The sequence below is a fragment of the Pseudomonas sp. 05N432 genome, from assembly GCF_056396945.1.
The window spans coordinates 230,771-253,990 of record NZ_JBFTMM010000018.1 but is presented as its reverse complement, the minus strand read 5'-3'; the positions used below and the strand labels follow the sequence as shown (position 1 = coordinate 253,990).

The following is a 23,220-nucleotide window of genomic DNA, read 5'->3' as shown; positions in this document are numbered from 1 at the left end:
TGCCTCCCCGGTTTGTTTTTGGAAAACACATGAAAATTCTGATCGTTGGGCCCAGTTGGGTCGGTGACATGGTGATGGCGCAGACACTCTTTCAGTGTCTGAAACAGCGTCATCCTCAGTGCGAAATCGACGTGCTGGCACCCGAGTGGAGTCGGCCGATCCTTGAGCGGATGCCCGAAGTGCGTCAGGCCTTGAGCTTTCCGCTCGGCCACGGCGTGCTGGAGCTGGCAACGCGGCGGCGGATCGGCAAGTCCCTGGCCGGCCAGTACGATCAGGCGATTCTGCTGCCCAATTCGCTCAAGTCGGCACTGGTACCGTTCTTTGCCGGCATCCCGAAACGTACCGGTTGGCGTGGCGAGTTCCGTTACGGCTTGCTCAACGACGTGCGCACCCTTGATAAAGAGCGTTACCCGCTGATGATCGAGCGCTTCATGGCGCTCGCCTATGAGTCGGGCGCCGAGTTGCCCAAGCCGTATCCGCGCCCGAGCCTGCAAATCGACCCGAGCAGCCGCGACGCTGCGCTGGCCAAGTTCGATCTGGCCCTTGATCGTCCGGTGCTGGCGCTGTGCCCGGGTGCCGAGTTCGGCGAGTCCAAGCGCTGGCCGTCGGAGCACTACGCCAAGGTCGCCGAGGCGAAAATCCGCGAAGGTTGGCAAGTCTGGCTGTTCGGTTCGAAGAACGATCACGCGGTCGGCGAAGACATTCGCTCGCGACTGATCCCGGGCCTGCGTGAAGAGTCGGTGAACCTCAGCGGCGCTACTTCGCTGGCCGAGGCCATCGACTTGCTGTCCTGCGCCGATTCGGTGGTGTCCAACGACTCCGGCCTGATGCACGTCGCGGCAGCGCTGAACCGTCCGCTGGTGGCCGTCTACGGTTCGACGTCGCCGGGCTTCACGCCGCCGCTGGCCGAGAAGGTCGAGATCGTTCGTCTGGGCATCGAGTGCAGCCCTTGCTTCGATCGCACCTGCCGTTTCGGTCATTACAACTGCTTGCGCCAGCTCACGCCGCAACCGGTGAACGACGCCCTAGATCGCCTGCAAGGCGCTCCGGTCGAGGTCCGTTAAGTTGCGGGTACTGTTGATCAAGACTTCCTCGCTGGGCGATGTGATTCATGCGTTGCCGGCGTTGACCGACGCGGCGCGGGCGATCCCGGGCATCAAGTTCGACTGGGTGGTGGAAGAAGGCTTCGCCGAGATCCCGACCTGGCACCCGGCTGTCGGCAAGGTGATTCCGGTGGCGATCCGCCGCTGGCGCAAGAACGTCTGGCAGACCATCAAAAGCGGCGAGTGGAAACGCTTCAAGCAAAGCGTTCGTGCCACCAAATACGATCTGGTGATCGATGCCCAGGGCCTGCTCAAAAGCGCCTGGCTGACCCGTTACGTCCGCGCGCCGGTAGCCGGGCTGGACAAGAACTCGGCCCGTGAGCCCATCGCCGCGCGGTTTTATTCCCGACGTCTGGCGGTAGCCCGAGGGCAACACGCCGTGGAACGACTGCGTCAGTTATTCGCCGTGGCGCTGGGCTACGACCTGCCACAAGGGTTGGGCGACTATGGCCTGAACGTCGAGCGGTTGGTCGAGCTGCCGCGCAAGAATCCTTACGTACTGTTCCTGCATGGCACTACGTGGGACACCAAACATTGGCCGGAAGCTTACTGGCGCGAGTTGGCCGAACGCATGGGCCACCTCGGCATGGCGGTGAAGCTTCCGTGGGGCAACCCGGCCGAAAAGGCCCGGGCCGAGCGCATCGCCAAGGGGCTGCGCAATGCCGAAGTGCTGCCCAAATTGAACCTGGCCGGCGTCGCCAAAGTGCTGGCCGGTGCGCAAGCCTGCGTGGCAGTCGACACAGGCCTCGGTCATCTGGCCGCTGCGCTGGATGTGCCGACGATATCGTTGTTCGGCCCGACCAATCCGGGCCTGACCGGCGCCTATGGCAAAAGCCAGGTGCACCTGGCGAGCGACTTCCCGTGTGCGCCATGCATGCAAAAGAAATGTTCTTACCAACCGACTGCTGAAGATCAGCGTCGATTCGATCTCAAGCGTGAGTGGCCATTGTGCTTCACTCGCCTGAACCCCGAGCGTGTCGCGAACCGTTTAAGCACGCTTTTGCAGCCGCCGCTACTGGCTGAGGAGCTGCGCTGATGCAATTGGCTTTTGTCCTTTACAAATATTTCCCGTTTGGCGGATTACAGCGCGATTTCATGCGCATCGCCCTGGAATGTCAGCAGCGCGGGCATCAGATCCGCGTCTACACGCTGATCTGGGAAGGCGATGTGCCGCCGGGTTTCGAAGTGCTGGTGGCGCCGGTCAAGGCGATCTTCAATCATCGCCGTAACGAGAAGCTGAGTGCCTGGATGGAAGCCGATCTGGCCAAGCGTCCGGTGGACCGGTTGATCGGCTTCAACAAAATGCCGGGGCTCGACGTCTACTACGCTGCCGATGGCTGCTTCGAGGACAAGGCGCAGACCCTGCGCAATGCCCTCTATCGGCGCTGGGGTCGCTACCGGCACTTTGCCGAGTACGAGCGCGCGGTGTTCGCCAAAGATGCGAAAACCGAAGTGTTGATGATTTCCGAAGTCCAGCAGCCGCTGTTCATCAAGCATTACGACACGCCGCTTGAGCGCTTCCATCTGCTGCCACCGGGCATTGCCCTGGACCGGCGTGCGCCGGCCAACGCGGCTGAAATTCGCGCTGAATTCCGTCGCGAATTTTCCCTGGCTGACGATGACCTGTTGCTGGTGCAGATCGGGTCCGGGTTCAAGACCAAGGGTGTCGATCGCAGCCTCAAGGCACTGGCCGCGTTGCCATCGGGGCTGCGTAAACGTACCCGGCTATTTGTAATTGGCCAGGACGACCCCAAAGTATTCCAGCTACAGAGTGCCACGTTGGGGCTCGGCGATAACGTGCAGTTCCTCAAGGGCCGCAGCGATATCCCGCGTTTCCTGCTTGGCGCCGACCTGTTGATCCACCCGGCGTACAACGAAAATACCGGGACGGTATTGCTTGAAGCGCTGGTGGCCGGCTTGCCGGTGCTGGTCAGTGCGGTGTGCGGTTATGCGCATTACATCGCTGAGGCCGACAGCGGGCTGGTGCTGGACGAGCCGTTTGAACAGGCGCAACTCACGCAGTACCTGACGACCATGCTGAGCGATGACGCAGCGCGTGCGGCCTGGAGCCGTAATGGCCTGGCCTTCGCTGACACGGCCGATCTCTACAGCATGCCGCAGCACGCGGCGGATGTGATTCTGGCGGAGCAACACTGATGAAGCTGATTCTTGCCGAACCGTTCAAGAGCCTTTGGGCCGGACGCGATGCGTTCACCGAAGTCGAAGGCCTGAAGGGCGAGGTTTACCGTGAACTCGAAGCTCGCCGGACCCTGCGCACCGAAGTGGCCGGGAACGGCTTCTTTGTGAAAATTCACCGGGGCATTGGCTGGGGCGAGATCTGCAAGAATCTGCTCACCGCCAAACTGCCGGTCCTCGGTGCTGGCCAGGAGTGGCGGGCTATCCAGCGTTTGCAGGAAGTCGGCGTGCCGACCATGACCGCTGTCGCTTACGGCGAACGCGGCAGCAACCCGGCGGACCAGCACTCGTTTATCGTCACCGAAGAACTGGCGCCGACCGTCAGCCTGGAAGACTTCAGCATCGATTGGGTCAAGCAGCCGCCAGAGCCAAGACTCAAGCGTGCGTTGATTGCCGAAGTGGCGCGCATGACCGGCATGATGCACCGCGCCGGGGTCAACCACCGCGACTGCTATATCTGTCACTTTCTGCTGCACACCGATAAACCGGTGACGGCTGACGATTTCAAGCTCTCGGTGATCGATTTGCACCGTGCCCAGACCCGCCGGGCGATCACCCGGCGCTGGCGTAACAAGGATCTGGCGGCGTTGTATTTCTCGGCGCTGGATATCGGCCTGACGCGTCGCGACAAGCTGCGTTTCCTCAAAGGTTACTTCCAGCAACCCTTGCGCCAGATTCTGCGTGAAGAGGCGTCGTTGCTGGCGTGGCTCGAGGGCAAGGCCAACAAGCTGTATGAACGCAAGCAGCGCTATGGAGATGCGCTTTGATGGTGGGGACGGAGCCTGAAATTGCTGTACCGCCAAGGGTCTCGACTCAAGGCCTTCGACACGCGCCGGAACCGGCGGATCGTGAGATTTTCAAGGGATACGAATGACTGACTTTCTGGCCACTGACGACCGCGAACTGCTGGAACGTCATGGCCTCGACGGGTTCGATGCCCTGTGGGGCAAGCAACTCGACGCAGTGGATGAACCGAACATGTCTCAAGGTGGCTGGAGCAGTGTTTTTCGGCTGGATCTGGACGGTAACGGTTACTACCTCAAACGTCAGAGCAACTACTTGACGCGGTCCTTGTTCCGGCCGTTTGGCGAGCCCAGTTTTGCCCGTGAGTTTCGTAACATCAGCCGCTACCAACAGTTGGGAATTCCAGCGCTGCAGGCGGTATTTTTTGGTGAGCGCAAGCGAGAGGGTGAAGTCAGGGCGATTCTGCTGACGCGTGCACTGGACGGCTGGAATGATCTGGATTCGCTGCTGGAGCAGTGGTCGGGTCTCAGTGATGCGCAGCAGGCGGGGATTCTGCATGCCTGCGCGGGGCTTGCGCGTCGGCTGCACGATGTGGGTCAAGTGCACGGCTGCTTTTATCCCAAGCACATTTTTTTGCGACCCGCTGGCGCTGGTTATCAGGCGCAACTGATCGATCTGGAGAAAACCCGGCCGCTGCTGTTTGGTCAGCGTGACCGGATCAAGGATCTGGAGCCGTTGGTACGCCGGGCGCCGGTCTGGACCTGTGAGGAGGTGCGGCTGTTGCTGGCAACGTACCTGAATCAGTCGGCGAATAGCCCGCAGGTCGAGCGTTGGGTGCAGCGCCTGATCGCTCGACGCAGTCACAAGGAGACGCGTTGATGCGTTTGTCTGAACTGAAAAACGCCGGTCGTGAACCGGGATTGCCATTGAGTATCGAGCTGGCGGATGCCGCAGGTCCGGCGCAGTTGCAACTGCTCAGCGTGCTGCGGGTTTTGCCGGGCCAGCGTTATGTGGGGGCCGCTGTTTGGCGCGGGCGTCCGGTGCTGGCCAAACTGTTGGTGGGCAGCAAGGCGGCGCGACATTTTCAGCGTGAGCGGGACGGTGTCCGTCTGCTCGCCGCTCAAGGCCTGACCACACCGATGCTGCTGGCCGATGGTCTGAAAGACGGCGAGGGCGGCTGGTTGCTGTTCGATTTCCTCGAAGGCGCTGAAAGCCTCGGCGATGCCTGGAAGCAGGTCGAAGCACTACCGGTGCTGGCGGACGAGCAAACGGCGGTGTTGGCTGAGGCGCTGGGCGCCATCGGTCAATTGCACAGCAAGGGCCTGTGGCAGGAAGACTTGCACCTGGACAACCTGCTGCGCCAAAACGGCCAACTGTACTTGATCGACGGTGCGGGTATTCGGGTCGAGCAGGCTGGTCAGCCGTTGTCCCGACAGAAAGTCCTGGAGAACCTCGGGGTGTTTTTCGCCCAGTTGCCCAAGTCGCTTGAGCCGTTCACCGAAGAATTGCTGGTGTATTACCTGTTGAGCAACGGCGAGCATGCCTTGCCGCTGGAAGCCTTGCAGAAGCAGGTCGACAAGGTCCGCAGTTGGCGTTTGAAAGACTTTCTGATCAAGGTCGGCCGCGAATGCACGTTGTTCAGTGTGCAACGCGGGGCGTTCGGATTGCGCGCGATTCGTCGCGAGGAAGAAGCGGCCATGTTGCCGGTATTGGCGCAGGCCGATGCGTTGCTCGATCAGGGGCATCTGTACAAGACCGGTGGTGCTGCGAGTGTTGGCAAGGTCGAGGTGGCGGGGCGCACGCTGCTGGTCAAACGCTACAATATCAAGGGCGTTGCCCATTGGCTCAAGCGCTTCTGGCGCCCGAGTCGCGCCTGGCATTCATGGCGCGAGGGGCATCGCCTGGCGTTCCTCGGCATCGCTACACCCAAGCCGTTGGCGCTGCTGGAGAAGCGTTTTTTCTGGCTGCGCAGTCGGGCCTATCTGGTTACCGAGTATTTGTCGGGGCCGGACATTATTGAGCGTTTTGCGCCGTTCGTTGAGAGTGGTGAGGCGCCTGAAGCTGAGTTGCTGGCGCTGGATCATTTGTTTGCCGAGCTGATTCGCGAGCGGATCAGTCATGGGGATTTCAAGGGGCATAATTTGTTTTGGGACAAGGATCGCTGGTCGTTGATCGATCTGGATTCGATGTGTCAGCACGGTTCGCTGAGTAGTTTTGCTCCGGCGTATGCGCGGGATCGGGCGCGGTTTATGCGTAACTGGCCTGAGGGCAGTGCGCTGTATCGGGTGATTGATCAGCGGTTGCCCAAGAATGTGTAGGCGCTGAGCTTGCTTGCGATGGCGGCCTGACAGCCGACCAATCTCCCGCAGATGTACACCCATCAAACCTGTGGGAGCTGGCTTGCCTGCGAAGGCGGCCTGACAGCCGGCCTATCTCTTGCAGATGTACACCAATCCACTGTGGGAGCGAGCCTGCTCGCGATGACGGCCTGACAGCCGACCAACCTCTTGCAGGTGTACATATCCATTCCTGCGGTAACGGCCACTTAGGGTTTCGCCTGACGGCGACTCACTTTTTTTACAAGCGCCTAAAAAAAGTAAGCAAAAAAACGCTCGCCCCAAGCGTACGGCCCCTCGCCTAGGCTCGGCGTTCCCTCGCTCCGGTGTCCATCAGGGGGCATCGCCTACGGTCTGCTTCGCGACGACCTCCTCTCGATGTGTCCGGCTGCGCCGTACGGCGCTGCGCGCCCACCCCCTGATGAACACCTCCACTCGGCCTCCCGAAGGGGCGGGTGGATCAAGATCAACAGCGGCAGGCGAGCTAACGCTCGGCCTGTTGAGTGGTGGGGGCGAGTTCGATTTTTGTAGGAGCTGCCGCGGGCTGCGATCTTTTGATTTTGGCGACCTGACGGTCGGCCAATCTTCCGCTGGTGTACACAGTTCAACTGTGGGAGCTGGCTTGCCTGCGATGTCGGGCTGACAGCCGACCATTCTCTTGCGGATGTACACCAATCAAAACTGTGGGAGTGAGCCTGCTCGCGATGGCGGCCGGACAGCCGACCATTCTCTTGTTGGTGTACACAGTTCAACTGTGGGAGCGGGCTTGCTCGCGAAGAGGTCATCTCATTCAACATCTCAGTTGACTGTCAGCCCGCTTTCGCGAGCAAGCCCGCTCCCACAGTCCGGCGCTACCGCTCTTCCGGTTGGTCGAAACTATCCAGCGCCCGGTTCACCAACAGTTCCCCCAACGAGATCATCTGCTGAATCGCCAGCGCCACATGTCGGCGGGTGCCTTCAAGCTCAAACGCCAGATCGCTCGCCAGCACATTGACCGAGGCGAGGGTTTCCGAGGCATGCGCCAGCAGGGTTTCGTTATCCAGATCAGGGATGACCGCGAAGATGTTGGAGGGACGTTTGTCGGGCAGGTTGCCCTTGTCGAATGGTGGTTTGAGGTAGTGATCCAGCGCCCGCTCGGCAGCGTCGTGGAGTTTTTTGGAGTCGGTGGAAGCGTAAGGGGAAGTGCTTGGGGTTTCAGGGAAATCGGGGGTGACTTTGTGCATGGCGACGCTCCTAAGTGCGCCTAGAGTGTGCTCGGACGGTCAAACCCGGTCGCTGAATTGGCAGCGACCACCAGAGACTAGTCACGCGGCTTCCCACCAGCAACCTGAAAAACATGTCGGATGCTTCCCTGAAACCTACAGGCTTTATAAACATCGTTCTTTTTGTCGTCGTCGCTTGCTGTGTTCTGTTGAATATGAGCTTTGTGCGTCAAACAACCTCTGGGTCATTCCGGTCATCTTTACGCTATAATCCCGCCCTTTAGCTGTTTCTCGCCCTTTTGCGAGGACACATTATTTTCAGGCGCACGTCGCCTGCATGCAGACTTAAGAGGCTAGACCCCTGTGGCATTGACGATTCTTGGCCTGTCCGGCGCCCTTAGCCATGATCCTTCCGCAGCCTTGTACATCGACGGCAAGCTGGTCGCGGCTGCTGAAGAAGAGCGCTTCGTACGCGATAAACATGCAAAGAACCGCATGCCTTACGAATCGACGAAGTTCTGTCTGGAACAGGCTGGCATCAAACCTTCCGACGTTGACGTAGTGGCGATCCCGTTTGCCCCGATCAGCCTGTTTGGCAAGGCCCGCTGGCACTACGCCAAGCGTTACTGGTACGCCCCGGACCGCGCGCTTGATGCGATCCTGATGGGCAACCGTCGCTACAAGCGCTATCGCAACAAGATTGTCTGGTGCCTCGAGCAACTGGGCTTCGATCCGAAGAAAATCAAGATCGAGCCGGTCGAGCATCACCTGGCTCACGCCTCCAGCGCCTACCACTGCTCCGGTTTCAAAGAGAAAACCGCGATCCTCGGGATCGACGGCAAGGGCGAGTACGCCACGACCTTCTTCGGTTATGGCGAGAACGGCAAGATCCACAAGATCAAGGAGTTCTTCGATCCGGATTCCCTCGGTGGCCTGTACGGCGCGATCACCGAGTTTCTCGGTTTTGAAATGCTCGACGGTGAGTTCAAGGTCATGGGCATGGCGCCGTACGGCGACGCCAGCAAATATGATTTCTCCCGTCTGGCGTCGTTCGAAAACGGCGAGCTGGTGATCAACACCGATTACGCCAACGTCATCGGCCTGCGTCGCTACAAAGAGAAGGGCAAGGGTTTCTACTTCTCGCCGAAGTTGATCGAGTGGCTGGGCCCGAAACGCGAAGGCGATATTGCTGACGAGCCGTACATCCACTACGCCGCGAGCATGCAAGCGCTGTTCGAGAAACTGGCCTTGCAGATGATCGACTACTATCTGGGCGACGTGCTCAAGGAAACCGGCAAGCTGGCGTTCGCTGGCGGCTGTGCGTTGAACGTCAAGCTGAACCAGAAAATCATCGCTCGCGACGACATCAAGGAGCTGTTCGTACAGCCTGCGTCCGGCGATGCCGGCACCGCGGTGGGTGCTGCGGCTTACGTGTCCCATGCCCGTGGTGTTCCGGTCGAGAAAATGGAGCACGTTTACCTCGGCCCGTCGTACAGCAACGAAGACGTGATCGCGGCTTGCGCCCGTCACCCGAGCGCGCCCAAGTGGCGCAAGCTCGACGACATGCCGGAGAAGATCGCCAAAATCATGGTTGATGGTAATCCGGTGGCCTGGTTCCAGGGGCGCATGGAGTTCGGTCCGCGTGCGTTGGGCGGTCGTTCGATCATCGGTTGTCCAAGCGCCACTGGCGTGGCTGACCGGATCAACCATCAGATCAAGTTCCGCGAGCGCTGGAGGCCTTTCTGCCCGTCGATGCTCGACACCGTGGCGCCGCAGATGATCAAGATCGATCACCCGGCCCCGTTCATGACCTTCACCTTCGAAGTGGCTGAAGAGTGGAAAACCCGCGTGCCGGAAGTCGTCCATGAAGACGGTACGTCCCGTGCCCAGGTGCTCAAGCGCGAATACAACCCGCGTTACTACGACATGATGAAAGCGCTGGAAGTGCTGACCGGTAACGGCGTGTCGCTGAACACCTCGCTGAACCGCCGCGGCGAGCCGATGATCTGCTCGCCGACCGACGCCCTGAACATGTTCTTCGGTTCCGATCTACAGTATCTGATCATGGAAGACATTCTGGTGGTCAAAGACGGCGCGGACGCTTATGACACGCTCGGCTGAGCGCCATGTGCTGCAGTTCTGTCACGGCTATGACGGGCCGTTCCTGGACTGCGCCCGACAGTACGCAAGCCTGTTTGCAGGGTCTGGCTATCGAGTGACCACGGTGTTTCTCACCGGGGTTGCCGATGCTGACGTTGCGGCGGGCTGTGCGTCTGATGAAGTGCTGTTCATGGAATACAGCTCCAAGGCCATTCGTGGCCTGAAGCTTTCGGCGATTGCCGATCTGCGCAAGATCGCCCAGTCGCGCAATTTCAGTTTTTGTATTGCCCACCGTTTCAAGCCGATCTACATCGCCTTGCTCGCAACGCAGCTGCCGGTAATCGGCGTGCATCACGCCTTTGGTGATTACCAGCGGCGGACGCGCAAGCTGTTCGCGCATATTTTTCGCAAGCGCCTGAGTCTGATCGGGGTTTCCGATGCAGTCCGCGACGACATGCGCCGTTGCTTGCCGAAGTGGCCGGCGGCGCGGATTCAAACTCTCTACAACCGCATCGATGTCGACGCGTTGCAGGCCACTCAGGTGTCCTTCGATGCGGCGCGTGACGCCTTGGGGCTGTCGCCGGATGCGTGGGTGATCGGCAACGTCGGTCGCCTGCACCCGGACAAGGACCAGGCCACTTTGCTGCGCGGCTTTGCCCAGGCCTTGCCGCGTTTGCCGGTCGGCAGTCAACTGGCGATTCTTGGCTCCGGACGTCTGGAGCAGCGGCTCAAGGATCTGGCTCGTGAACTCGGTATTGGTGACCGTGTGCTGTTTCTCGGTCAGGTGCCGGAGGCGCGTCGCTACTTCCGGGCTTTCGATGTGTTTGCCCTGAGTTCCGACCACGAGCCGTTCGGCATGGTGCTGCTCGAAGCCATGGCCGCCGGTGTGCCGTTGCTGGCCACCGCGTGTGGCGGGGCGAAGGAAGTAGTCGAAGGTGTCGGTATTTTGTTCCCTCTGGGAGATGTCGAGCACCTGGCGCAGGGCCTGCAACACCTGGCCGTGATGAATCAGCACGAGCACCAGGTCTGCGCCGAAATGATGCTTGATCGTCTGCGCGAGCGCTTCTCGGATCGCGTCGTGCACGAGGCGTTCTGGCGTCTGCCGCACGTCCTTGAACTGACGGCGAGGGCCTGATGCTCAACCGATTTCAAGGCTGGCGCGAGCGTGGCTGGTCCGTTGTCGATGCGTCGACGTATAGCGATGCCTGGCAGCGTTTTGGCGGTAGCGTCGCAACTCATCCTCTGGTGGTCGAACGCCTGGCGCAGTTGGCCGATATCCCGGTGCGTTACCTGGCCTGGGAGCAGGGCGGCGAACTGAAAGCCGCGATCCCGACCTGGGGCCGCGACCTTGCATTGTCCAAGGACGTGCTCAAGCGTAAGGGCAAGAAGGGTTTGTTCGATCTCGGCAACGCTGAGTTCATCCTGCCGGCTGCGGCCGACGCGCAAGCGCTGTTGCGGCATCGCGGGCGCTACTTGTCGGCGTTGAATGAAGGTCGCTTTGCCGGTCTCAAGCTGCAAGCCGAACAACTGGCCATGGCCCGCACACCTGAAGAGCTGTCGAAGAAGTTTCGCTACAACCAGCGCCGTGAACTGCGTTTGCTGGAAGAGGCCGGTGGCGTGATACGACCGGTCAGCGACTTTTCCAGCCAGGAACTGGCGGCTATTTATTGTGATCTATTCCAGCGCCGCTGGGGGTTTCCGGCGACCGGTGCGGCACGCATGAGCGAGGTGCTCGAATTGCTGCGCGAGCTGATGATCGGCTCGGTGATTTTCCTCAACGATGCGCCGATTGCGATTCAGCTGGTCTACCGTGTTGAAGCGCCAGAATGGATCAGCGTCGAGTACATCAACGGTGGCGTCGACCCCGAGACTCGCGAGTTCAGCCCTGGCAGCGTATTGAGTTTTCTCAATACCCAAAGCGCTTGGGAGCACGCACGAGCAATCGACAAGCCGCTGCGCTTTTCCTTCGGGCGGGCTGATCGTGAATACAAGGACCGCTGGTGCAACCCTGTGCCGGTGTTCACCGTATGAGCCAGACCATGAGCCTGCCACTCAATCGCAAGCAGCAACTGCTCAAGCGTCATCGACGTAACAAGCGCATCGGTCTGTTGATCGGTGTCCTGCTGTTGATTGCCGTTGGCCTGCTGGTCACCTGGTGGCTGCCGCTGGTACTCGCGGTCCTGGCCTGGGTTGCCCATGAAGCGTGGTTTGCCGACCACTTGTTTTACTCACCCAAGGACGATTACCAGTACAGCTTCCCACCGTACACGCAGCAGCCCAAGGTCCGGCTGGAGGGCGCGCGTCTGCTGCTGGACGACGGCGTCATCCTGACTGACGACACCACGCTGGTACTGGCACTGAGGGTAAAAAGCACCTGGCTTGGACGTTTTTTCGACCCTGCAGTCGAGTTGTCGGGTGGTGATAATCCAGACCGACAAGCCTTCGAACGTGGTGTAGACGGCCTGCGTTACCTTAATCTCAGTGGTCAGGCGCATGTTCTGTCGCAGGGTGATTTGCGTGTGCGCGGGCGCTTCTGCCGATTGCTCGGCGAACCCGTGCTCTGGTCGTTCGAACAACCTGATTACCGCCGTCAACGAGTGATGGTGATCGCGCCTCACGCCGACGATGCGGAGCTGGCCGCTTTCGGTTTGTACAGCCAGGCCGACGAGGCCTGGATCGTCACGTTGACTGCCGGTGAAATTGAAGCCGGGCACTATCGGCAGATGGGGCTGAACGCCGTCGAGGCGTCGCGCGTCAAAGGCCGCTTGCGCGCCTGGGACAGCATTACGGTGCCGCGCTGGGCCGGCGTGCCTGAATCACAGTGTGTGCAATTAGGGTATTTCTGCCTGCAATTGCCAGCCATGCAGGCGGCGCCGGATCAACCGGTGGGCTCGCGTGAGGCGGATCTGAACGACACGCGACTGTTTCGCCAACTCAATCCGTTCGCGCTGCCGGGTGACCGCGATGGTGCCCCGACCTGGAATAACCTGCTGGCCGATCTGCGTGAACTGCTGCTCAAGGCGCGCCCTGAAGTGATCGTTTTGCCGCACCCATCGCTCGATCCGCATCCCGATCACATCTGTGCACAGCATGCGGTGCTGGAAGCCTTGAAGGGGCTTGAGTGGCAGCCGACTACACTGCTCGGTTACGCGAACCATCTGCACGACAATGATCGCTGGCCAATGGGTGATTCAGAGGCTGGTATTGCGTTGCCACCGGTGTTCGATTCGGCACACGTGCTACAACCCTATTGCCTGGTCTTGTCGATCGAGCAACAGCGCGACAAGGCCATGGCGCTGGGGATGATGCATGACTTGCAGCCGCGTGCGCCGTTCAAGCGTCGGATGCGTCGCGGTTTACAGCGTCTGCTGGCAGGGCGTTCAGGTTCGCCTTACGGCGAGAACGAATTTTTTCGCAAGGCTGTGCGTCGGCATGAGCTGTTCTGGCGTTTGTAAATGGCTGTCGCATGGAGTCTTTCTGCCAGGGCAGAAGGGTGATTTCAGGTTTTTGTCGGGCTGTTCAATGCTGCAAGGAAGACAATGAAGGTTCTATTTCTGGTGCAGAAAGAACAGCGGGCCATTCTGGACCGTTTGTACGAAGGTGTGGCCGCTCATTGCGAATGCGACCTGCGCTGGTTGAGCAGTGATGAACAGCGCAACCTGCGTAGCTATTTTCGGCGTGAAGTGGACGTGTCGCGCTATGACCGTATCGTGTTCTTCCTGCGGTTCAAGCAGGAAATTCGACAGGCCGGGTTTATCCGCACGATTCCCAATCTGGTGATTCTCGAACACGATGCCTACCAGAACTACATTCCCTGCAAGTACACCGGCAAGTTCAGTGCACATTACCGCCGCCTGCCGTGGGCCCGGGTGATCAGTTCCGGTTTTGTGGTCGCCAAGCGTTTACGTGAAGAAGGCGTTGACGCGGTGTTCGTGCCCAAGGGCTATGACCAGGCGTTGTTGCAGGATCAGGGGCGTGAGCGCGATATCGAACTGGCCTTCGTCGGCAGTACCAATAGTGTGGCGTACAGCGGTCGCAAAGCGCTGCTCGATGAGTTGGCGGGTGTCGAACCCTTGGTAGTGACGCGTACCCATTCCGGTGACGAATATCGCGACACGCTCAACCGTATCCGCTTCTTCGTCAGTGCCGACGTTGGTATGGGCGAATTCATGATCAAGAACTTTGAAGCGATGGCCTGTGGCTGTGTGTTGTTGGCCTTCGATCAGGGGGATGCGGAAAGTCGGGCCCTGGGGCTGCAGGATATGCACAACGTGGTGCTCTATCGGGATATCCCGCAACTGCAGGAAAAACTCGCCAGGCTGCGTGCCGATCCTGAGTTGGCTTCGATCATTGCCCGAAACGGACGCGATCTGGCGGTCAGTCAATTCAGCTTCGCACGTATTGGCCAACGTATTGTCGAAGAACTCCAGCCGGCTTTGAGGCCTCGCGCAGCGTTGAGTCTGATTGAACGGTTACGCCTGAATCTGGGCATTTGACAGGGTTTTCAAATCATTGAAAGTGCTCGAAATTATAAGAAGATGTGCCATCAGCCGATGTGAAAAAGGGCCTTCTGCTCGATGAGTATCCTTAATGTCATGTGGTCCGGGGGGGCTGCCTATGCCTCTGTCCACAAGGTTCATCTGCAGATACTTGCTCAGGTAGAACCCGCAACACCGATCAACACCTGGCTGTTGCAGGGTAGTGCGCGCGGCTGTGTCGCTGAAATCGGTGAAACTCGGGAGTGGCATCTGCCCTCCAATCAACTCAAGGGCAGGCGTTTCTGGAAACTGCTGACCCTGTGGATGCAGGCGCGCTTTTATCGCGCACTGCATCAAAGTGACGTACGCGTGCTGTTGCTCGACGGCTTAGGCACGGCTCGTGTGCTGCTGCCGGTTCTCAAGAAGCTGCCGCAACTTCGTGCCGTAGTACTTTTTCATGGCGCGACCCGGTTCACCGCAGCGGATCACAAGTTGCTTTCACAGCTTCCTGCTTCACAGCTGACCCTTGCGGCGGTTTCGCAAACCCTGGCCAACGCACTTGAGGCCGATTTACAGATCCCCGTCGTCACGTTGCGCAGTGCACTTGATCCATTGGCTTTTCGTTCCCGGCTGCTTTCTCGTGAGCAGGCGCGTGCTCGGCTGCAATTGCCAGTCGACAACACACCTGTCGTGGGGGCTGTAGGGCGCCTGGTTGGCAAAAAAGGCTTTGCATGCCTGATCGAAGCCTTTGCCAAGGTGCTGATACAGCGCCCGCAGTTGCGCCTGGTGATTATCGGGGAAGGTCAGGCAAGGGCTGCGCTGGAGGCGCGGGTCAACCGGCTTGGGTTACGCGACAAGGTGCTATTGCCCGGGAACCTGGAGGATGCAGCGACGCTTTTTCGGGCTTTCGATTGGATCGCGATCCCGTCACTTGAGGAAGGTCTTGGCTTGATCCTGCAAGAGGCTGTAATGGCCGGTGTCCCGGTGCTGGCCAGCGATTTGGCAGTGTTTCGCGAGCAATTGGCAGGGGCGGGTTGTTACGCCATGCCTGAGGATGTGACCGCCTGGAGTGAGGCGTTAATACAGGCGCTTGGTGTCGCTTCTGAATCGGTCGCTGCGGCTCAATCCACTGTACTTTCACCGGACGACGCCTGGCTGGATTTCAGCCAGGTTGCCCGCAGGCTGTTGTCATGCACAAAGTAGAATGTGCTCCAGCGTCTGCATCGGAAAGCTCTCGTTCAGCTTCTCTCGATCAATATACCGTGCGAAATGTTGCAGGTTGCGCTTGACCAGGTGTTGTGGCAGCGGTCCGCGCAAGAAGCGCATGTCGGCGACATCGATCAGGCCGAGCTGGTTGCCTGGAGTCACGACGATGTTGCCCAGGTGCAGCGAGCGAAAGTAGACCCCGGCCGCATGGAGTTCGCGGATGAATACGGTCAGCGCCGGCAAGGTCTGTTGCCAGTCGAAGCCGTCTTTGCCTGCCAGCTGGCGCAGGGTTTCTCCTGGCAGGGGGCGGTAAAGCACGGCCGTCATGCCAGGCGTATCCAGTTGATGGAATGTGAGCGTCTGAAGGGTGGGAATGCCGAGCTGTTCGAGTCGGGCGGCATTGTCGATGAAACGCTTTGAATAGGGGCGAAACAGTGCTGACGAAAGAAACCGCTTGCGGCGAAACAGTTTGAGAATATTCCCGTCCGGTAGAAGAAATACTTTCGGGCCGAAGCTGTCGGCTTCTAGTACTCTGGCGCCTTTAATCATCTGATTTAAAGCGGCTTGTGGAAGCCGGAAGCATTGCATGTGGAGAGCCTTGTAGAAATTGCGGGCGTATTGGCGATCAATGATGCCGAAAAGTTGCTGTTTTCACCATGCCGGGTTGGCGATCGGACCATTTAACGAGGATAGGCCAATGCAGGAAACGCGTTGGGCGCAGGTATGGATGGCGACTGGACTGTTCTGGTTTTTGACTGCCATTGCTTTTGCGCCGACCAATAAGCTTTATCAGCAAGGGTTGACCGTGTTTCTCTGGTTGCCGGCAATGTTTTTTGCCTGGTCGGCACGTGCTCGGTTATTTGAGCTTTGGCAAGCACAGCGCGTGTTTTGCCTTGGGTTGCTCGGGCTGGTGCTGTGGTCGTTGATCAGCGTGTCGTGGACGCATGACGATGACCTGACGCGGGGCGCCAAGCGAATATTGTACATCGTGGTGTTCCTGTTGTTTTTTCCGGTATTTGCCAATGCCCGTCCGGAGCGTGTCGTGCGTGTCATGCAATGGGGCGGCCTGGGCCTGGCATTGAGTGCGCTGTTGGCGGCCATCAAATTTTATCTGATCGACGGTAACACCTGGACGGCGCGCGTTGAAGGGTTGGGAGAGTTGAGTCACCCGATTCTGGGCGGTTACGTACTGGGAGTGGCGGCGGTCTGGATGATCCATTGGGTACCTCGGACCCGCTGGCTACAAGGTGTCTGGTTGGTTGCACTGGGTTTGCTCGCAGGCTTTGTCGTGCTGTCCCAGAGTCGTGGGGCCGCGCTGGCGCTGTTGCTGACGCTGGTGGCAATGCCCATTTGGTGCCGCAACCGACGTAGCTGCATTATCGCTATTAGCGCACTGGTTCTGGCGATGCTGGCGTTCTGGCTTTTCGAACCGCTGGTGTTGGCTCGCGGTACCTCGTACCGGCCACAAATATTCATGGCCAGCCTGCACATGATCGCTGCACATCCCTTGCGTGGACTGGGGTTGGAGTCTGGTTACACGGTGCTTGCCGAAGGCATCGAATTTGATCATGCGCACAACCTGTTCACCCATATCGCGATCGAATTGGGATTGCCAGGGCTCTTGCTGTGGTGTTTGGTCTGGTTTGCGGTATTGCGTGAGGCATGGCGAGCCCGTGAAACGCTGTATGGTCAGGGTATCATCGGGATCTGGTTGTTCTCGTTCCTGGCCATGCAATTCGATGCGGCCAGCATCAGTGGATCACCGCGAGCCGAATGGTTCATCAGCTGGCTACCGGTTGGCCTGGCCAGCCTTTTGGTATGGACACAGGCCAAATACAAAGCCTGTGATAAAATTTCGCGTTCAACCTAATCAGTGAGCTCTACGATGAGTGCAGCACCGCCCAATGCGGAACAGGAATCAAGCCTGAAAATCTATTTGCGACTGTTGGGGTATGTAAAACCCTACGTTGGCATTTTCCTGTTGAGTATCGTGGGCTTTGTGATATTTGCCTCCACCCAGCCGATGCTGGCCGGAATTCTCAAGTATTTCGTCGATGGCTTGAGCAACCCTGACGCAGTGCTCTTCCCCCACACTCCGTATCTGCGGGAGTTGAAGTTGCTGGTTGCCGTGCCGCTGTTGATCATCTTGATCGCTGCCTGGCAAGGGCTTGGTTCGTTCCTGAGTAACTACTACCTGGCCAGGGTTTCCCTGGGGCTGGTTCATGACCTGCGGGTAGAGTTGTTCAACAAGCTGCTGGTGTTGCCTAACCGTTATTTCGATACCCACAACTCCGGGCATCTGATTTCCCGTATCACCTTCAACGTGACCATGGTGACCGGTGCTGCAACAGACGCCATTAAAGTGGTGATTCGCGAAGGTCTGACCGTAGTTTTTCTGTTCGGCTACCTGTTGTGGATGAACTGGAAGCTCACCTTGGTGATGCTGGCAATTCTGCCGCTGATTTCTTTCATGGTCGGCAATACCAGCAAGAAATTTCGCAAGCAGAGCAAGAAGATTCAGGTGGCGATGGGCGACGTGACTCACGTCGCGTCCGAAACCATTCAGGGCTATCGAGTGGTTCGCAGCTTCGGTGGTGAAAGCTACGAGCAACAGCGCTTTGCCAAAGCCAGTCAGAGCAACACCGACAAGCAACTGCGCATGACCAGAACCAGCGCGATCTACACCCCTGCACTGCAACTGGTGATTTATAGCGCCATGGCGGCATTGATGTTCCTGGTGCTGTTTCTGCGCGGTGATGCGACGGCCGGTGATCTGGTGGCCTACATTACGGCTGCGGGTTTGTTGCCCAAGCCGATTCGTCAGCTGTCCGAAGTCAGCTCGACTATTCAGAAAGGTGTGGCCGGTGCTGAAAGCATTTTCGAACAGCTCGATGTCGAGCCGGAGCTCGATGCGGGCATCATCGAGCGCGAGCGTATCAGCGGTCGTCTGGATGTACACAACCTGAGTTTCACTTATCCGGGTACTGATCGCGAGGTGTTGAAAAACATCAGCTTCACTGCGGCGCCGGGGCAGATGATCGCACTGGTTGGTCGCTCGGGCAGTGGCAAGTCGACGCTGGCCAGCCTGATCCCGCGCTTCTACCACCATGAAACGGGGCAAATACTGCTTGATGAAGTAGAGATCGAAGACTATCGCCTGCGTAACCTGCGCAAGCATGTCTCTCAGGTCACACAACACGTTACCCTGTTCAACGATACCGTGGCCAACAACATCGCCTACGGTGATCTGGCCGGGGCTCCTCGTGCAGACATCGAGAAAGCCGCGCAAGACGCCTATGCGATGGACTTCATCTCCCAGTTGCCACATGGCCTGGACACCGAGGTAGGCGAGAACGGGGTATTGCTGTCCGGTGGTCAGCGTCAGCGTCTGGCCATTGCTCGCGCCTTGTTGAAAAACGCACCGTTGCTGATTCTCGACGAAGCGACTTCGGCACTGGATACCGAGTCTGAACGGCATATTCAGGCAGCGTTGGATAAGGTCATGAAGGGGCGTACCACGCTGGTGATCGCGCACCGTCTGTCGACTATCGAAAAGGCCGATCTGATCCTGGTGATGGACCACGGTGAAATTGTCGAGCGCGGTACTCACGCCCAACTGCTGGCACAGGGCGGGTACTACTCGCGTCTGCATGCCATGGGACTGGACGAACCCTCTCCGGCGGACATCGCCTGAGTTCGACGCCAGGGTGAGCATTGCTCACCCTGTCAGCCTCCCGGGCGCGCAACGCGTCCGGCGATTTGTATCCAGCCCTTTACATACTTGACCAAGCCTAAATAATTCTGCGTGCCGTGCTTGTTATGGTTCCTGCTTCGATTGTGAATGCAAACGGGAAGGACAACCTTCTCGTGCGGGGACTGGAATGTTGCAACGTCACCTCTGGAAACTACTCCCCAAAACACAACGCACCTTTTTGCTGGGCCGTTTGTCGGTCGTTGACCGGCAGGCCGTGAACAAGTCGATGTCCGGCAATACCGCTTTTCCAGCGCACTTTCAGCAGCGTTCATGCCTGTTCATTCATGTTCCGAAATGTGCCGGCAGTAGCGTGTGCTCTGCATTGTTCAACGGTTGGACGCCTGGGCACCTGCCGCTGTACTGGTACGAACAGCAGTTTCCCGAACACTACGCAGGCAGTTTCAAGTTTGCGTTTGTCCGCGATCCGTTGGAGCGGGTTTATTCCGCCTATGCCTATTTGCGCGGCAACCAGTTGCCGCAACGGGATGAATCGGCTCGGCTGTTGGTCAACAGTTTCCGGGATTTTGATGATTTCGTCGGGCGCTGGTTGCACCCGGATAACATCCGTAAACAGCTTCATTTCGCACCGCAATCCGACTTTTTGAATGACTCCATGGGGCGCATGGCGATGGATTTCGTCGGCTATCAGGAACACCTGGAGCGCGACTTTCAGCTGCTCTGCCAGCATCTCGGCATGACGTCATCGTTGCCTCATCTGAATATCTCGCAAGAGCGTCGCGCTGAGCCCGTGCGCGATTTTTGCTCGGTGCGCACACGGCGCCTGGTACTGCGTGTCTATCAGCGTGATTACGAGGTTCTTGGTTATGAATGAGTCGCCGCTCATTGCTGCACATTCGTTGCACATTCGCCCCTTTGCATTGTCGTTATCAGCCTCGGCCCGAGCAGCGGTCAAGCATCAGCAACCGTGTTGTCTGTGGCTGACGGGGCTGTCCGGTGCCGGCAAGTCGACCTTGGCCAATGCGCTCGAGTTGCAGCTCAATGAACAGGGGCACCACACCTTTGTGCTGGATGGCGACAACGTGCGTAACGGTTTGTGCAATGACCTGGGTATGGACGCTGCAGCGCGCAAGGAAAATATCCGGCGTATTGCCGAAGTGGCGCGGTTGATGGTCGACGCGGGGCTGATTGTGATCGTCTCGGCGATATCGCCGTTTCAGGCCGATCGAGCGTCGGCCAGAGCCTTGTTCCGCACGGACGAGTTTCTTGAGGTGTATGTCAGCACGCCATTCGACATCTGTGCCCGGCGCGACCCCAAGGGCTTGTATCAAGCTGCGCTGCAAGGGCGAATCAAGGACTTCACCGGTCTTGACAGCCCATATGAGGCACCGCAGCAGGCGGACTGCGAAATCAACACCGATGAGGTCGAGTTGGCCGACGCCGTGCAGCACATCCTGGCTGTTTTGCTTAAAAAATGAACAATGTAACGGCGTGATGCACCCCAGATGAAGCTGTCGAACTAGGTAGCGCCCACCCTGTGCTAATATCGCGCCCCTGTTCATTTTGTATGTGGGTTGCTCCATGAAGTTGTCCATGCCGCGATTCGATCAAGCCCCTGTCTTGGTGGTCGGCGATGTCATGCTCGACCGTTACTGGCATGGTGGTACCTCACGGATTTCTCCTGAGGCACCGGTGCCGGTGGTCAAGGTCGAGCAAATCGAAGACCGCCCGGGCGGTGCTGCCAACGTTGCCTTGAACATTGCCGCGCTCGGCGCGCCGGCGTCCCTGGTCGGTGTGACCGGTGATGACGAGGCCGCCGACAGCCTGACCAATAGCCTAAAGGGCGCCGGTGTACGTGCATTGTTTCAGCGCATCGCGCATCAGCCGACCATCGTCAAACTGCGGGTCATGAGTCGTCACCAGCAATTGCTGCGTATTGACTTCGAACAACCGTTTGCCACCGACGCGCTGGCGCTCGGTGCTGAAGTCGACGGCCTGCTCGAAGGCATCAAGGTGCTGGTGTTGTCTGACTATGGCAAAGGCGCGCTGAAGAACCACCAGGCCTTGATCCAGGCCGCCCGTGCCCGTGGCATTCCGGTGCTGGCGGATCCCAAAGGCAAGGATTTCTCGATTTACCGCGGTGCCAGCCTGATCACCCCGAACCTCAGCGAGTTCGAAACCATTGTTGGTGGTTGCGTCGACGAGCATGATCTGGTCAGCAAGGGCGCGAAGCTGATGCACGACCTTGATCTGGGGGCCTTGCTGGTCACGCGTGGCGAGCACGGCATGACCTTGCTGCGTCCTGATCATCCGGCGCTGCACTTGCCCGCACGGGCTCGTGAAGTATTCGATGTGACCGGTGCCGGTGATACGGTGATTTCTACGTTGGCGGCGGCGATTGCTGCTGGCGAAGAACTGCCGCACGCAGTGGCCCTGGCCAACCTGGCCGCTGGCATCGTGGTCGGCAAGCTGGGTACGGCGGCGATCAGTGCTCCGGAATTGCGTCGCGCGATTCAGCGCGAAGAGGGTTCCGAACGGGGTGTCCTGGGCCTGGAGCAATTGCTGCTGGCGGTCGACGATGCGCGCGCGCACAAAGAGAAGATCGTCTTTACCAATGGCTGCTTCGACATCCTCCATGCGGGCCATGTGACCTACCTGGAGCAGGCGCGGGCGCAGGGCGATCGTTTGATCGTTGCAGTCAACGACGATGCATCGGTGAGCCGCTTGAAAGGTCCTGGGCGACCGATCAACAGCGTTGACCGACGCATGGCGGTGCTGGCGGGCCTGGGTGCGGTGGACTGGGTGATCAGCTTCTCTGAAGGCACTCCGGAAAACCTCCTGGCGCAGGTCAAGCCGGACGTGCTGGTCAAGGGCGGCGATTACGGGATCGACCAAGTGGTCGGTGCCGACATCGTCAGCGCTTATGGCGGAACAGTGAAAGTGCTGGGGCTGGTGGAAAACAGCTCGACGACGGCTATTGTCGAAAAAATCCGCAAGACCTGAAACGGGGGCGAGGGAGCTTGCTCCCGCTCGCCTGCGCAGCAGGCGTAAACCAGCAAACGCGGTGTATCTGTAGAAACTCAATGGCGGGTTTTAGGGCCGCTTCGCGGCCCAGCGGGAGCAAGCTCCCTCGCCACAGGGTGAGTTAGCGTGCCACCTTGCGTGGCACGATTTTCTTCAGCAGCAGTCTGGCTTTGCCGGTCAATCGGCTGAAACCCGATGCCTTGTCCGGTTGGCTCAAGCCCTGCTGCCTGAGCCAGTCCTTCCAGCGAATCCGTTCGTCACGCACCAGCCAGCCTTCCTGTCGGGCAAAACTTTCTGCCAGATACAGTCCGCGCGTGCTTGCCGGGTAGAGCTGATCTTTTTTCAGGGTGTAGAGCTCGGGCAGCGGCTGGCCATCCTCAAGCGGCATCAGGTACAGGTCGGGGCGCTTGCGATCCAGTCGTGCAACGAGTTGATCGCCTTCAAGACGTTCATCGACATGGAACAGGCTCAGGGATTTGGTTTCCTTGGGAACGTCCAGGCGCAAATCGTAGATCAACTGCAAGGACGCCGTGGGCAGATGCACGTAGGCCCGTGGTCGTTCGAGCAACTGCATATTGGCACAACGCACCGGGCGTGCAGCTCCAGACAGCGGCGTCAGGCGAAACGGCAGCGCTTCGCGGTAATGCAGCGCGCTGGCATAGGGGGCTGGCAGCCAAGTGTCATTGAAGCGCCCGCCGAGCCAGCCTTCTGGGGTCTCCAGCAGGCATTCTTCGGCGATCTCCTGAATGGCCGTGTGCAACGGCAGGTTCAGTTCATGGGCCGGCACATAACCCGAGATCAGCTTGAGCACCACGTCGCCACGGTCCTGACGACGCTGGCGAACCAGCACCCAGTAATCGCGATTCTGCCAGTGCAGGGTCAGCCGTACCGAGACGCCAAGGTTGGCCAGCTCCAGCGAAAAGTGCTCTGGATTGGCCACTGTGACCGGGCGCCGACGTTGCAGGGTTTGGGAGAAGTTCAGCGGCCTGCCGACACTCTGATAACTCAGGCCTTCGGGAGTCGCTTCGACGTATAACGGCAGGGTCTTGAAGTTGCTGGGGTTCTTTCTTATGAGCGTTCGCGGCATGTCGGCTCCTTCTTGCGTCGGGGTCGGCCGCC

20 protein-coding genes are annotated in these 23,220 nt (G+C 59.1%); 17 read left to right on the top strand and 3 right to left on the bottom strand.

Annotation, left to right across the window (positions count from 1 at the left end; genetic code table 11):
- The first annotated feature begins 29 nt into the window (after positions 1-29).
- From waaF to AC1DHT_RS21005, 6 genes are all read left to right on the top strand, one after another.
- Entirely contained in the window at positions 30-1,064 is a 1,035-nt protein-coding gene (waaF, locus tag AC1DHT_RS21030) for a lipopolysaccharide heptosyltransferase II (protein ID WP_427544080.1), read from the top strand.
- A gap of 1 nt (position 1,065) precedes the next feature.
- Entirely contained in the window at positions 1,066-2,139 is a 1,074-nt protein-coding gene (gene waaC / locus AC1DHT_RS21025; RefSeq protein ID WP_427544077.1) for a lipopolysaccharide heptosyltransferase I, read from the top strand.
- Positions 2,139-3,260 (top strand): glycosyltransferase family 4 protein, encoded by a 1,122-nt coding sequence (locus tag AC1DHT_RS21020; RefSeq protein WP_442114535.1) that lies wholly within the window; start codon positions 2,139-2,141, stop codon positions 3,258-3,260. The genes waaC and AC1DHT_RS21020 overlap by 1 nt, the downstream gene beginning before the upstream one ends.
- Positions 3,260-4,066, top strand: a complete 807-nt coding sequence (gene rfaP, locus AC1DHT_RS21015; RefSeq protein ID WP_427544071.1) for a lipopolysaccharide core heptose(I) kinase RfaP — start codon at positions 3,260-3,262, stop codon at positions 4,064-4,066. The genes AC1DHT_RS21020 and rfaP overlap by 1 nt, the downstream gene beginning before the upstream one ends.
- Before the next feature lie 103 nt (positions 4,067-4,169).
- Positions 4,170-4,922: a lipopolysaccharide kinase InaA family protein gene (locus AC1DHT_RS21010; RefSeq protein WP_427544068.1), complete on the top strand. Its 753-nt coding sequence runs from the start codon at positions 4,170-4,172 to the stop codon at positions 4,920-4,922.
- Positions 4,922-6,361, top strand: coding sequence for a lipopolysaccharide kinase InaA family protein (locus tag AC1DHT_RS21005; RefSeq protein WP_427544065.1), 1,440 nt, complete (start codon positions 4,922-4,924; stop codon positions 6,359-6,361). Before AC1DHT_RS21010 ends, AC1DHT_RS21005 begins: the two co-directional genes overlap by 1 nt.
- Positions 6,362-7,230: 869 nt before the next feature.
- Here the strand turns inward: AC1DHT_RS21005 and AC1DHT_RS21000 are convergent.
- Positions 7,231-7,602 carry a DUF6124 family protein gene (locus AC1DHT_RS21000; protein WP_427544062.1) on the bottom strand — a complete coding sequence of 124 codons (372 nt, stop codon included), beginning with the start codon at positions 7,600-7,602 and terminating at the stop codon, positions 7,231-7,233.
- A gap of 342 nt (positions 7,603-7,944) precedes the next feature.
- On the opposite strand from AC1DHT_RS21000, the gene AC1DHT_RS20995 reads away from it, so the two are divergent.
- The 6 genes from AC1DHT_RS20995 (at position 7,945) to AC1DHT_RS20970 (ending at position 15,362) form a co-directional block, all read left to right on the top strand.
- The gene (locus tag AC1DHT_RS20995) at positions 7,945-9,702 is read left to right on the top strand and encodes a carbamoyltransferase family protein (protein ID WP_427544059.1); all 1,758 of its coding nucleotides are present in this window, start codon (positions 7,945-7,947) and stop codon (positions 9,700-9,702) included.
- Positions 9,686-10,816 (top strand): glycosyltransferase, encoded by a 1,131-nt coding sequence (locus AC1DHT_RS20990; RefSeq protein ID WP_427544056.1) that lies wholly within the window; start codon positions 9,686-9,688, stop codon positions 10,814-10,816. The genes AC1DHT_RS20995 and AC1DHT_RS20990 overlap by 17 nt, the downstream gene beginning before the upstream one ends.
- On the top strand, positions 10,816-11,712 hold the full coding sequence (locus AC1DHT_RS20985) for an antimicrobial resistance protein Mig-14 (protein ID WP_427544053.1): 897 nt from the start codon (positions 10,816-10,818) through the stop codon (positions 11,710-11,712). The genes AC1DHT_RS20990 and AC1DHT_RS20985 overlap by 1 nt, the downstream gene beginning before the upstream one ends.
- Positions 11,709-13,136, top strand: coding sequence for a PIG-L deacetylase family protein (locus tag AC1DHT_RS20980; RefSeq protein ID WP_427544050.1), 1,428 nt, complete (start codon positions 11,709-11,711; stop codon positions 13,134-13,136). Before AC1DHT_RS20985 ends, AC1DHT_RS20980 begins: the two co-directional genes overlap by 4 nt.
- Before the next feature lie 84 nt (positions 13,137-13,220).
- A complete protein-coding gene (locus AC1DHT_RS20975) occupies positions 13,221-14,177 on the top strand; it encodes a glycosyltransferase family protein (protein ID WP_427544047.1) in 957 nt (318 codons plus the stop codon).
- A gap of 81 nt (positions 14,178-14,258) precedes the next feature.
- Positions 14,259-15,362 carry a glycosyltransferase gene (locus tag AC1DHT_RS20970; protein WP_427544044.1) on the top strand — a complete coding sequence of 368 codons (1,104 nt, stop codon included), beginning with the start codon at positions 14,259-14,261 and terminating at the stop codon, positions 15,360-15,362.
- Here AC1DHT_RS20970 and AC1DHT_RS20965 read toward each other — a convergent pair.
- Positions 15,348-15,953, bottom strand: a complete 606-nt coding sequence (locus AC1DHT_RS20965; protein ID WP_427544041.1) for a BUD32 family EKC/KEOPS complex subunit — start codon at positions 15,951-15,953, stop codon at positions 15,348-15,350. The genes AC1DHT_RS20970 and AC1DHT_RS20965 overlap by 15 nt on opposite strands.
- Before the next feature lie 109 nt (positions 15,954-16,062).
- Between AC1DHT_RS20965 and AC1DHT_RS20960 the strand changes: the two genes are divergently transcribed.
- From AC1DHT_RS20960 to hldE, 5 genes are all read left to right on the top strand, one after another.
- Positions 16,063-17,235 carry an O-antigen ligase family protein gene (locus AC1DHT_RS20960; protein WP_427544038.1) on the top strand — a complete coding sequence of 391 codons (1,173 nt, stop codon included), beginning with the start codon at positions 16,063-16,065 and terminating at the stop codon, positions 17,233-17,235.
- 15 nt (positions 17,236-17,250) lie between these two features.
- Complete coding sequence (gene msbA / locus AC1DHT_RS20955; RefSeq protein WP_427534112.1) at positions 17,251-19,059, top strand: lipid A export permease/ATP-binding protein MsbA; 1,809 nt, start codon at positions 17,251-17,253, stop codon at positions 19,057-19,059.
- Between the two features lie 187 nt (positions 19,060-19,246).
- Complete coding sequence (locus AC1DHT_RS20950; protein ID WP_427544035.1) at positions 19,247-19,951, top strand: sulfotransferase family 2 domain-containing protein; 705 nt, start codon at positions 19,247-19,249, stop codon at positions 19,949-19,951.
- On the top strand, positions 19,944-20,555 hold the full coding sequence (gene cysC, locus AC1DHT_RS20945; protein WP_427544032.1) for an adenylyl-sulfate kinase: 612 nt from the start codon (positions 19,944-19,946) through the stop codon (positions 20,553-20,555). The genes AC1DHT_RS20950 and cysC overlap by 8 nt, the downstream gene beginning before the upstream one ends.
- Positions 20,556-20,658: 103 nt before the next feature.
- On the top strand, positions 20,659-22,080 hold the full coding sequence (gene hldE / locus AC1DHT_RS20940) for a bifunctional D-glycero-beta-D-manno-heptose-7-phosphate kinase/D-glycero-beta-D-manno-heptose 1-phosphate adenylyltransferase HldE (RefSeq protein WP_427544029.1): 1,422 nt from the start codon (positions 20,659-20,661) through the stop codon (positions 22,078-22,080).
- 142 nt (positions 22,081-22,222) lie between these two features.
- Here hldE and AC1DHT_RS20935 read toward each other — a convergent pair whose 3' ends face one another.
- Positions 22,223-23,188, bottom strand: a complete 966-nt coding sequence (locus tag AC1DHT_RS20935) for a metal ABC transporter ATPase (RefSeq protein ID WP_427544026.1) — start codon at positions 23,186-23,188, stop codon at positions 22,223-22,225.
- Positions 23,189-23,220 lie beyond the last annotated feature (32 nt).